This is a genomic window from Heyndrickxia oleronia (assembly GCF_017809215.1).
GTDB lineage: Bacteria > Bacillota > Bacilli > Bacillales > Bacillaceae_C > Heyndrickxia > Heyndrickxia oleronia.
Window position 1 is genome coordinate 1,500,431 of the sequence record NZ_CP065424.1, and the last position, 12,070, is coordinate 1,512,500.

At 37.9% G+C, this 12,070-nt stretch carries 10 protein-coding genes and 2 rRNA genes (1 of these 12 only partly in view); 9 read left to right on the plus strand and 3 right to left on the minus strand.

Annotated elements, in window-relative coordinates; genetic code table 11:
* Window positions 1–243 precede the first annotated feature (243 nt).
* Complete coding sequence (locus tag I5818_RS07455; protein WP_071977801.1) at window positions 244–1,452, plus strand: MFS transporter; 1,209 nt, start codon at window positions 244–246, stop codon at window positions 1,450–1,452.
* Between the two features lie 106 nt (window positions 1,453–1,558).
* Here I5818_RS07455 and I5818_RS07460 read toward each other — a convergent pair whose 3' ends face one another.
* Complete coding sequence (locus tag I5818_RS07460) at window positions 1,559–1,744, minus strand: YjfB family protein (protein ID WP_071977802.1); 186 nt, start codon at window positions 1,742–1,744, stop codon at window positions 1,559–1,561.
* Between the two features lie 446 nt (window positions 1,745–2,190).
* On the opposite strand from I5818_RS07460, the gene I5818_RS07465 reads away from it, so the two are divergent.
* From I5818_RS07465 to I5818_RS07485, 5 genes are all read left to right on the plus strand, one after another.
* The gene (locus I5818_RS07465; protein ID WP_078111249.1) at window positions 2,191–3,357 is read left to right on the plus strand and encodes an ABC transporter substrate-binding protein; all 1,167 of its coding nucleotides are present in this window, start codon (window positions 2,191–2,193) and stop codon (window positions 3,355–3,357) included.
* Between the two features lie 66 nt (window positions 3,358–3,423).
* Window positions 3,424–4,305, plus strand: coding sequence for a branched-chain amino acid ABC transporter permease (locus I5818_RS07470; RefSeq protein WP_078111248.1), 882 nt, complete (start codon window positions 3,424–3,426; stop codon window positions 4,303–4,305).
* A gap of 14 nt (window positions 4,306–4,319) precedes the next feature.
* Window positions 4,320–5,333, plus strand: a complete 1,014-nt coding sequence (locus tag I5818_RS07475; RefSeq protein WP_209391884.1) for a branched-chain amino acid ABC transporter permease — start codon at window positions 4,320–4,322, stop codon at window positions 5,331–5,333.
* Window positions 5,334–5,335: 2 nt separating this feature from the next.
* Window positions 5,336–6,112: an ABC transporter ATP-binding protein gene (locus I5818_RS07480; RefSeq protein WP_078111427.1), complete on the plus strand. Its 777-nt coding sequence runs from the start codon at window positions 5,336–5,338 to the stop codon at window positions 6,110–6,112.
* A gap of 4 nt (window positions 6,113–6,116) precedes the next feature.
* Window positions 6,117–6,842, plus strand: a complete 726-nt coding sequence (locus I5818_RS07485; protein WP_078111426.1) for an ABC transporter ATP-binding protein — start codon at window positions 6,117–6,119, stop codon at window positions 6,840–6,842.
* A gap of 189 nt (window positions 6,843–7,031) precedes the next feature.
* On the opposite strand, the gene I5818_RS07490 is transcribed toward I5818_RS07485, so the two are convergent.
* A complete protein-coding gene (locus I5818_RS07490) occupies window positions 7,032–7,721 on the minus strand; it encodes an MgtC/SapB family protein (protein ID WP_078111516.1) in 690 nt (229 codons plus the stop codon).
* Window positions 7,722–7,820: 99 nt separating this feature from the next.
* Here I5818_RS07490 and I5818_RS07495 point away from each other — a divergent pair, with 99 nt between their 5' ends.
* A complete protein-coding gene (locus I5818_RS07495) occupies window positions 7,821–8,735 on the plus strand; it encodes a DMT family transporter (protein WP_078111517.1) in 915 nt (304 codons plus the stop codon).
* Window positions 8,736–8,802: 67 nt separating this feature from the next.
* Here the strand turns inward: I5818_RS07495 and I5818_RS07500 are convergent, their stop codons facing one another.
* Window positions 8,803–8,976: a hypothetical protein gene (locus I5818_RS07500; protein WP_158022253.1), complete on the minus strand. Its 174-nt coding sequence runs from the start codon at window positions 8,974–8,976 to the stop codon at window positions 8,803–8,805.
* Between the two features lie 323 nt (window positions 8,977–9,299).
* Between I5818_RS07500 and I5818_RS07505 the strand changes: the two genes are divergently transcribed.
* Window positions 9,300–10,850: ribosomal RNA gene (locus I5818_RS07505) — 16S ribosomal RNA — on the plus strand.
* Between the two features lie 423 nt (window positions 10,851–11,273).
* Window positions 11,274–12,070: ribosomal RNA gene (locus tag I5818_RS07510) — 23S ribosomal RNA — on the plus strand (it continues 2,184 nt past the right edge of the window).
* Together the 16S and 23S rRNA genes form the textbook arrangement of a ribosomal RNA operon.

Sequence of the window (12,070 nt, forward strand, 5' to 3'; positions counted from 1 at the left end):
TCATTTGTAAATCAAACTGTGACCTGTCATCCTATGAATTTTAAGATAATATGACTGATTTGTTTAATGGCTAGAAATAAATCACTCTACAACTAACTATTTTTGATAAGGAATGAAGTTGTTTTAATTAACAATATTGTTCTCTGTAATAAATCCGAAATAATAAAATAATCATTTAATTAGCCAATCGAAATAATTTTATGTAAAATGTAAAATGACAACTTAATAAGAAGGAGGACATCCATGAGTTTAAATAATGAAGACCTTCAGATGAAATCAGGAAAGGAAAAGATTTGGACGAAAGATTTTGTATTAATTTGTCTAGCTAACTTTTTTATTTTCCTTGGTTTTCAAATGACATTACCGACAATTCCTTTGTTTGTCGAACATTTAGGAGGTAATGATCAACTAATTGGATTTGTAGTTGGTATTTTTACATTCTCTGCATTACTTTTACGCCCTATAGCTGGTCATGCATTAGAATCAAAGGGGAGACGTTTTGTATATTTAATAGGTCTTGCCATTTTCGTACTATCGGTCGGTTCTTTTGGCTTTGCATTTAGCATTGCTTTTTTATTTGTATTACGAGTTATCCAAGGGGTAGGCTGGGGATTTTCTACAACTGCTTCGGGAACTATTGCCACTGATTTAATTCCTCCAAAAAGAAGAGGAGAAGGAATGGGCTACTATGGTCTTTCCGGGAATTTAGCCTTGGCATTTGGACCATCTCTCGGTTTAGCTTTGTCTGGGGTTTTATCCTTTCAACAGTTATTTTTTATTTGTGCTATTTTAGGATTAGCTGCTTTATTATTATCATCAAGAATTCGTTATAAAAAAGTGGAAAAACCTGTAGCTCAAACACAAACGGTTAAATGGGACTTTTATGAAAAATCTGCATTACCACCGTCTTTATTATTATTTTTTATTACCGTTACTTTTGGCGGAATAGCATCATTTCTTCCTTTATATACTGCTGAAAAAGGAATTTCTGGTATTCAATGGTACTTCCTTATCTACGCATTAGCATTAATGTTAACAAGAACATTTGCTGGAAGATTATATGATAAAAGAGGACATCGTGCCATCTTTATTCCAGGAGCAATACTGATTGTATTTGCGATGATTCTATTAGCATGGCTCCCAAACACGTATGTATTATTTATTGCTGCCTTTCTTTATGGTTTTGGATTCGGCTCTGTTCAACCTGCTTTACAAGCATGGTCGATCGATAAAGCGTCGAAGAATCGTAAGGGAATGGCGAATGCTACCTTCTTTTCATTTTTTGATTTAGGTGTCGGAATTGGTGCCATGGTTTTTGGACAAATTGGTCATATGTTTGGATATGGCAGTATATATAAAACAGCAGCAATCTCAGTAGTTATTTCAATTATTTTATATATGATTATGCTGAGAAGAGAAAGAGTACATGTGCAGGTCGGTTCGGTTAAATAAAAAGATAACAAAAAAATGCAAAGGGGATAATTATATGGTTATCCTCTTTGCTTTTTTTTACTGATGAAAAAATTTAATTAGATCAATACTTTATACGAAAACAGCCTTAAATACTAATATCGATTGTATTACCAGTTGTCGGATGTGGAGCAGGTGCAGATGTTTGTAATAGTTGCACTAATCCCTCCATTTGCGTTTCCGATTGATCCATGACTTTCTTTGTTAACGCTAGGCTAATGTTTTGTTGTAATTGTGCTTGGTGCATCCCAATTGACATAGCTGCAATATCCATCGTTATTCCTCCTTAAATAGAAGTATAATTTAATTATATCATTAAAATCTATCTTAATTGGACTTTTTTCCTTTTACATCCAAATGATAAGCACGACTCTATGATAGAGTCGTTTTTTTTTGGCTTTTTTCTCAAACATTGTTGCTATTTAAGTTAAGTTATAACTATTAAATATCGACTGAGGATCGCTACACGTATCATTTTACTGAGAAAGAGCTGCAATCTTTATAAGAACAGCTAGAATCTTTCATTGGGAGTAAAAGTCGGCAGTTGGGCTTTTACAAAAGCAACAAACTATACGAAAACAGCCTTTATATATATTGGGGTGAACATAATTTCTTTTTACGATGAATAAATTTAGTTGTAGATTGGACAAATCATGCTATTAAACTTCATTACTCATAAAAGAAAACTTTAGACGATTATGGAAAAAGGAGGTCGGAAGTATGAAAAAGTGGTTGATGGGATTGATGGTTGTTTTAGTTGCTTTTGGGATGAGTGCATGTAGTGAAAAATCAGCAAGCAGTGAAGATACGATTAAGATTGGAGCGGTGATTGATTCTTCAGGTGGTTCGGCACCTTTAGGAAAAGGTGAAGAGGAAACATTAAAAATGCTTGTTGAACAAGTTAATGAGGAAGGAGGAATTGGAGGAAAGAAAATAAAATTAATCTCGATTGATTCCAAATCCGATCAAAATGAAGCTGTTTTAGCAACTAAAAAATTAATTGATCAGGAAAAAGTTCAGGCAATTATTGGGGGAACGATTAGTGGAAATAGTTTAGCAATGATTCCGCTAATTGAAAAAGCAGGAGTTCCATATATCTCTTTAGCTGCAAGTAAACAAGTCAATAACCCTGATGATGGTTCTTCAAGAAAGTGGACTTTTAAGACGGCCCAAGGGGACGATATTGTTATCCCTAAACTCCTGGAATATTTAAAATCCCAAGATTTAACGAATGTTGCATGGTTAGGTGTAGCCAATTCCTATGGTACTAGTGGACATGAGGAGTTTGAAAAGTTGGCCCCTGAATACGGGATTCAAGCCATTGTAGAGGAAGAATTCGAAGCAACGGTCAATGATGCAAAAGCAATGTTAACCAAGGTTAAGAAGGAGAACCCTCAAGCAATAATTGTTTGGGGAACAGCAAAAGAATCAGCAGTTATTACGAAGAATATTCGAGAATTAGGTATGGAGATGCCGATTATTGAAAGTCATGGAATTGGTTCAAAAGATTTTATTGAATTAGCTGGAGATGCAGCAAATGGGGTCATTTTTCCTGCAGGAAAATTATTAGTAGTCGATGAACTTGCAGAGAGTGACAAACAAAAATCGACACTACTTAAATATAAAGCTGCGTTTGAAAAGACATATAATAAGGAACCAAGTACATTTGGCGGGCACACATGGGATGCCTTTCACATTTTAAAAATAGCTCTTGAAAAATCTAAAGGTGATAAAGCAAAAATTCGTGATGAATTAGAAAAAACACAGAGTTTTATTGGAATATCCGGCGAATTTAATATGACAAGTGATGATCATAATGGTTTAGGGCCAGATAGTTTAATAATGGTTAAAATTGATGATGACGGGAAATGGAGCATCGGTGAATAAGTACTAAGTCAGGACAGGCAAGGAGATAATTTATCCTTGTCTGTATTTCGAACGGGGGAATTGAGGATGGATGTTTCGAGCCAAATCATTCAACTAATCTTTTCTGGTTTAACTATAGGGAGTATCTATGCGTTAATTGCCATTGGATTTGTTTTAACGTACAACATGACCGGAGTTTTAAATTTTGCACAAGGTGAATTCGCGATGCTAGGTGCTATGATTGCCATTTCATTTTTTTTAATGAAGGTTCCAATGCTTTTAGCTATTATTTTAAGCATTTTGATCGTTGCGTGTATTGGTGGCATATTTGAGCGAGCTGCTATTTATCCAGCTAGAAATGCTTCCTTACCTACTCTTATTATTATTACCATTGGTGTAGCCATTGCATTTAGAGGTCTAGGGATCCTTATTTGGGGAACCCAATCAAGAGCGCTACCGGCTTTTTCAAAAAATGATCCGATTACTATGTTAAATGCGGTAATTTTACCACAAAGCTTATGGGCAATAGGAATTTCCTTAATAAGTTTCCTTGTAATGTTTTACTTTTTTAATTATACCCTTATTGGAAAAGCAGTAACAGCTTGCGTTGTCAATCGGTTTGCTGCGCGTTTAATGGGGATTAAACCGGAGTTTATGTCATTTATATCAATTATTATTAGTGCAGGACTAGGTGCCATTGCAGGAATTATTATTGCACCAATATCAGGTGCTTCGTATGATATGGGATTAACATTGGGGATGAAAGCTTTTGTTGCTGCAGTAATAGGCGGCTTAACTAATGCCCCAGCTGCAATCATTGGTGCCTTTTTAATCGGATTATTAGAAGCATTTACAGAGGGTTTATGGTCAAGTGGATATAAGGATGCAATTAGTTTTGCTTTATTATTGCTTGTTTTATTTCTCATGCCTAATGGGCTATTTTCAAAAAGATCAGGAAAAAGAGTCTAGGGAGGGTGTTACGCATGGGCAATCTTTTACATTATATTAAATGGATTATTTTAGTTGCCGTCATTATTATTTTACCCTTCATCTCGAATTCATTTTTCCTAAGTATGATGATACTTATTGGCTTATATGCATTGGTAGGAACAGGATTGACAATGTTAATGGGATATGCAGGTCAAATCTCTTTGGGGCATGCTGCTTTTTATGGAATTGGTGCTTATTCAACCGCAATTATAACTGGAACATATGGCTTGCCAAGTGTAATTGGAATTATTGTTGGTTTGATCATTGCAGGGATTATTGCTTATATCATCGGTCACCCGACATTAAAATTGAAGGAAAATTATTTAGCCCTTGCTACATTAGGGTTTGGGATTATTATTTTCACTTTTTTTAAAGAGTTTAAAGGATTGACAGGGGGACTTAACGGTTTTTTTGGTATCCCCATGTTCAACGTATTTGGATTTCTCTTTGATACGGACATAAAGTTTTACCTATTAACCTGGATTCTTGTACTGCTTGGAATTATATTTGCAAATAATATGATTCAATCAAGAGTTGGTAGAGCACTACGTTCGATTCATGGAAGTGAAGTGGCAGCTAGTTCTATTGGGATAAATATACAAAAATATAAGCTTCAAGTATTTGTGTTAAGTGCAATCTATGCCTCGATTGCAGGTAGCTTATATGCACATTATATTACATTTATTAATCCAAATCTTTTTACAGCAATGGAATCAATCAATTTTTTAATTATTGTCGTTATAGGTGGATCTGCTAGTGTTTGGGGTGGTGTCATTGGTGCAGCATTATATGTATTTTTAAGTGAATGGTTAAAGGAAATTACCCCAACTATTTTTCCTAATGTGGGTGGGGAATTTCAAATCATTTTCTTTGGTTTATTAATTGTAGTGATGTTAATTTTTATGCCAAAAGGATTTATATCTCTATTAAAAAAGCTAGGGGATAAAATTAGCTTTTTATTTAAAAGTAGAAATAAAGCGATCGAGAATCAAACAGGAGGTGAATAATGATGATTTCTGATCCAATTTTGGAAATTAAGGGGCTGACCAAATCATTTGGGGGAGTATTGGCGATTAATAATGTAGATTTTCACGTTAGTGAAAAGGAAATTGTAGCGATTATCGGGCCAAATGGAGCGGGAAAAACTACTTTATTTAATATGATAACAGGTGTGATCCCCCCCAGTTCAGGTTATGTAACTTTTTATCGTAGAAAAATTACACGTATGAAGCCATTTCTTATAGCTGCAGAAGGTATTACAAGGACCTTCCAAAATATGCAAATTTTTGAAAACATGAATGTGGTTGAGAATGTAATGACGGGAACGCATATACGATTTAGAACAGGGATTTTACATGCTGGTTTTAGGTTACCACATGTAAAAAGGGAAGAAAGTCAAGCATTTGAAATTGCAATGGAATGTTTAGATATGGTTGGTATTCGCCATTTAGCATACGAGGAAACGAAATCATTACCATATGGAAATCTTAGATTAGTTGAGATTGCTAGAGCTGCCGCAGCTAATCCTAAAATGATTTTATTAGATGAACCGATGGCTGGACTAAATCCGGAAGAATCACGCCAATTAGTAGAAGTTATTCGCCGAATGAGGTCTGATGGGATGACATTCTTATTTATTGAACATGATATGGAAACGGTCATGAATATTTCTGATCGAATCATTGTCTTGGATTATGGTGAGAAAATTGCTGAAGGAACACCTGAAGAAATCTACATGAATAAGAGGGTTATATCTGCTTATTTGGGTGAAGAGGTGGGGAGTTAACATTATGCTGAAAGTAAGGAATATTCATACGTATCACGGTTATTTACATGTGCTAAAGGGTGTTAGCTTCGAATTATCTAAAGGGGAAATCTTTGCGATTGTTGGTTCAAATGGCGCTGGAAAGAGTACATTATTAGGTACGATTTGTGGATTGTACCGTTCTAAAAAAGGAGAAATTCTTCTTGAAAATGAATCTGTAGAAGCACAAAAGGTTGAAAGCATGATTAAAAAGGGTGTCTGTCTTGTACCTGAAAGAAGACAAATCTTTGATTCATTAACAGTGAAGGAGAATATTCTATTAGGTGCTTATCATCGATATAAAAAAGAGAAAAAAGCTGTAATGAAGGAAATGGACCAGTGCTTTGAACTATTTCCACAATTAAAGTCAATGGAGGAACGGCTTGGGGGATTATTAAGTGGTGGGGAACAACAAATGCTTGCCATCGCCAGAGGATTAATGGCAAATCCTAAATTAATGTTACTTGATGAACCCTCTCTTGGTCTAGCTCCATTAATTGTGAAAGATATTATGAATATATTAATACAATTAAGAGATAATTTCGGTACGACAATCATCCTAGTTGAGCAAAATGTTCAATCAGCGCTCAAACATTCTGATCGTGCCTGTGTAATGGAAAGAGGAGAGATTATAATTGAAGGTTTTTCAAAAGAATTACTTGAAGATGATCGGATAAAAGAGGCGTATTTAGGAAAAAGACATGTAGGTTAAATCATATTAAAGGAAGACTGTTTTCTTATGGAGAGTTTGGAGCACTTTTTTCAGAAGACACAAAGGTATAGCGGTCTTTAGCCGCGATCGTTACTCATTAAAACTTTACTTAATTAACAGCAATGCTTGAGAAAAGAGCCAATAGAAAAAAGCGGCTCATAATTTTGGAGAGCCGTTTCTTTCAATTTTTTAATATTCAATTTCTGTACTTTCAATCTCATTTAAACTAGATATAATATGGTAGATTTCAGTAGTTGGCTTTCTAAAGCTTGCTACAGCCCTTAAAATGATAAGATGACCTTCATTTTGAAGATCTTTAATTCTTATACCTTCAATTGTTATCTTATTGGCTTCGATTTTTTCTATTACTTTGTCAATATTCCTTTTATCCTTAACAATCAGTCTAAGCTGCAGATCCTTTTTCCTTAATTGTTTTGGACCAAATTTTGTTAAAATAGATGGAATAATTTCTACACTGATCATTAGTAAAATAACTCCTGCAGTTGCTTCATAATAAAAGCCTGCTCCCACTGCAATTCCAATCCCTCCAGCTCCCCAGATCATTGCCGCAGTAGTTAGGCCGGTAATATTGTCGTTTCCTTTTTTTAAGATTACTCCAGCACCTAGGAAACCGATTCCTGATACAATTTGTGCAGCAAGTCGTAATGGATCCATCTGGATAGGAACTCCATTTGAGTGAGGGAATTGATAAGCAGACTGAATCGAAACAATTGTTAAAAGGCAACTAATAATTGAGATTACAAGACTAGTTTTTAATCCTAACGGTTTCCTTTTTAATTCTCTCTCTAAACCAATTATTAATCCAAGTATTGCTGAGATACCTAGCTTAATGAATACATCTATATTTATAACTTCCATTCAATCCCCCTTTTCCCCTATAAAAAAATCAATGCTAGAAAATATTGATAAGACAATATAAAATAGTGAGTATATTTTATCATATTGAAGGAGAATTGTATGAACAGTCCAAAAATAAACCCTTTTTTTATTTTAGTTATAGGGGTGATCACCGTCTCCGCATCAGCTATACTAGTAAAACTATGTACTTCTGATTCAGGAGTAATAGCATTTTATCGTCTATTCTTTTCGGTTATCATCATGTTACCGATATTCCTAATGAAAAATATAAAGGAATTGAAAGGGATAACTAAGCGGGATTGGATCTTTTCTATAATTTCAGGAGTATGCTTAGCATTCCATTTTATTTTATGGTTTGAATCATTAAACTACACTTCAGTTGCTAGTTCGACTGTATTAGTTACATTACAGCCATTATTTGCATTTTTAGGAACCTTCTTCTTCTTCAAAGAATCATTTTCTTTAAAAGCAATTTTGTGTGGTATTTGTGCTGTTGTAGGAAGCGTAATAATTAGCTGGGGAGATTTCACTGTTAGTGGAATGGCTTTGTTTGGTGACCTCTTGGCATTCTTGGCATGTATACTTGTAACAGCATATTTACTGTTTGGACAAAATGTACGTCAGAGGCTGTCGCTAATGACCTATACATTTATTGTTTATGCAATCAGTTCGATCGTCCTAATTATTTATGTTTTGTTTGCAGGAGAATCATTACTACCTACTAAACAGACTGATTGGATTTATTTTATACTATTAGCGATTTTACCAACGCTATTAGGTCATAGTCTTTTTAATTGGGTTGTTAAATGGTTGAGTACATCTATTATTTCGATGGCTATTTTATTTGAACCTATCGGTGCTTCTATTCTAGCGTACTTTATTTTACAAGAGAAAATTTTGTGGACTCAGATAATGGGTGGCGCAGTCATTATAATAAGTATTTCTTTATTTATTATCGATGAGAAAAAAAGTAAAGCAAAAGCATTAGATAAACATGCACTTCATGCACAATAGATTTATTAAAAGGGGTTATGAAATTACTATTATAATCCCTTTTTTTTATAAAGCTTTGAAATAAACTTTATCGAATAAAAAGATAGGTTAAACCGGAAAAAATAAATGCCATGATCATTGAAAGTAGAAATGTAGTTCCTCGTGGACCATGATGATTAGTTCGTTTTAATTCACTAATGAAAGAGTAAATGAATAAATAAATAGCCATTGAAAAAGAAAGCAATAATCCTAAAATATTCACACATTTACACCTTCCTTAATTTTTATCATTTTGATAAAATATATTTATTAATTGTACAAAGTATGTTTACGTTTTTATAAATTTAAATTTATAAAAATGTATTGCAATGATATTCTATCCATGTTATATTATTATTCGTCCGATACAGAAGAATAAAGAATCTCATTTAAAACATAAAAAAAGATGTTGACAGTGAATCGGATGGATGATAGAATATAAAAGTCGTCTTTTTGGAAGAAAAGATTGATGATTGATCTTTGAAAACTGAACAAAACGAAACGTCAATGATTTACTTTTATTTATAAAGAGCTATATCAAACATCTTTTTGGAGAGTTTGATCCTGGCTCAGGACGAACGCTGGCGGCGTGCCTAATACATGCAAGTCGAGCGAATCTGATGGGAGCTTGCTCCCTGATGATTAGCGGCGGACGGGTGAGTAACACGTGGGTAACCTGCCTGTAAGACTGGGATAACTCCGGGAAACCGGGGCTAATACCGGATAACTTTTTTCTTCGCATGAGGGAGAATTGAAAGATGGCCTCGGCTATCACTTACAGATGGACCCGCGGCGCATTAGCTAGTTGGTGAGGTAACGGCTCACCAAGGCGACGATGCGTAGCCGACTTGAGAGGGTGATCGGCCACACTGGGACTGAGACACGGCCCAGACTCCTACGGAGGCAGCAGTAGGGAATCTTCCGCAATGGACGAAAGTCTGACGGAGCAACGCCGCGTGAGTGATGAAGGTTTTCGGATCGTAAAACTCTGTTGTTAGGGAAGAACAAGTATCGTTCGAATAGGGCGGTACCTTGACGGTACCTAACCAGAAAGCCACGGCTAACTACGTGCCAGCAGCCGCGGTAATACGTAGGTGGCAAGCGTTGTCCGGAATTATTGGGCGTAAAGCGCGCGCAGGCGGTTTCTTAAGTCTGATGTGAAATCTTGCGGCTCAACCGCAAGCGGCCATTGGAAACTGGGAGACTTGAGTGCAGAAGAGGAGAGTGGAATTCCACGTGTAGCGGTGAAATGCGTAGAGATGTGGAGGAACACCAGTGGCGAAGGCGACTCTCTGGTCTGTAACTGACGCTGAGGCGCGAAAGCGTGGGGAGCGAACAGGATTAGATACCCTGGTAGTCCACGCCGTAAACGATGAGTGCTAAGTGTTAGAGGGTTTCCGCCCTTTAGTGCTGCAGCTAACGCATTAAGCACTCCGCCTGGGGAGTACGGCCGCAAGGCTGAAACTCAAAGGAATTGACGGGGCCCGCACAAGCGGTGGAGCATGTGGTTTAATTCGAAGCAACGCGAAGAACCTTACCAGGTCTTGACATCCTCTTGACCTCCCTAGAGATAGGGATTTCCCTTCGGGGACAGGAGTGACAGGTGGTGCATGGTTGTCGTCAGCTCGTGTCGTGAGATGTTGGGTTAAGTCCCGCAACGAGCGCAACCCTTGACCTTAGTTGCCAGCATTCAGTTGGGCACTCTAAGGTGACTGCCGGTGACAAACCGGAGGAAGGTGGGGATGACGTCAAATCATCATGCCCCTTATGACCTGGGCTACACACGTGCTACAATGGATGGTACAAAGGGCTGCAAGACCGCGAGGTTTAGCCAATCCCATAAAACCATTCTCAGTTCGGATTGTAGGCTGCAACTCGCCTACATGAAGCCGGAATCGCTAGTAATCGCGGATCAGCATGCCGCGGTGAATACGTTCCCGGGCCTTGTACACACCGCCCGTCACACCACGAGAGTTTGTAACACCCGAAGTCGGTGAGGTAACCTTTTGGAGCCAGCCGCCGAAGGTGGGACAGATGATTGGGGTGAAGTCGTAACAAGGTAGCCGTATCGGAAGGTGCGGCTGGATCACCTCCTTTCTAAGGAATATGGAAAACCACTTACGTGGTTCAGACGTCTTCTGTTTTGTTCAGTTTTGAAAGGTTAATCCTTTCAGTTTAATAGAGGTGAATTAGAAGCGAGAAGGTCGAGGAAGCAAGCAAACGAGCACCGGAACGTATAAACATACGTGAGGATGTGAGTGAGTGCGCTGACGAAGAGATTCGAAGCTTATCATTCGCCGGATTGTTCCTTGAAAACTAGATAATATTAAGAAGTAACCAAGTAATAACCGAGAATCGCCACTTTATGGATGAATCCATTAAGTAGTTTTTAAACTGAAAGGGCAAGGAGAAGCGAGAAGATCGAGGAAACGAACGAAGGAGCACCGCAGCGTATTACACATACGTGAGGATGCGAATGAGTGAGTTGACGAAGAGATTCGAAGCTTATCATTGGCCGTAGGTTAAGTTAGTAAGGGCGCACGGTGAATGCCTTGGCACTAGGAGCCGATGAAGGACGGGACTAACACCGATATGCTTCGGGGAGCTGTAAGCGAGCTTTGATCCGGAGATTTCCGAATGGGGGAACCCACTGCCCGTAATGGGGTAGTATCCTTACTTGAATACATAGAGTAAGGAAGGCAGACCCGGGGAACTGAAACATCTAAGTACCCGGAGGAAGAGAAAGCAATTGCGATTTCCTGAGTAGCGGCGAGCGAAACGGAAGAAGCCCAAACCAAGGCTTCTTGCCTCTTGGGGTTGTAGGACACTCTATACGGAGTTACAAAGGAACGGAGTAAATGAAGAGGTCTGGAAAGGCCCGTCAAAGAAGGTAACAACCCTGTAGTTGAAACTTCGTTCCCTCCAGAGTGGATCCTGAGTACGGCGGGACACGTGAAATCCCGTCGGAAGCAGGGAGGACCATCTCCCAAGGCTAAATACTCCCTAGTGACCGATAGTGAACCAGTACCGTGAGGGAAAGGTGAAAAGCACCCCGGAAGGGGAGTGAAAGAGAACCTGAAACCGTGTGCCTACAAGTAGTTAGAGCCCTGTGCGTATTTTCCTTCGGAAAAACGCCGGGTGATAGCGTGCCTTTTGTAGAATGAACCGGCGAGTTACGATTTCATGCAAGGTTAAGCTGAAGAGGCGGAGCCGCAGCGAAAGCGAGTCTGAATAGGGCGATTAAGTATGAGGTCGTAGACCCGAAACCAGGTGATCTACCCATGTCCAGGGTGAAGGTAAGGTAACACTTACTGGAG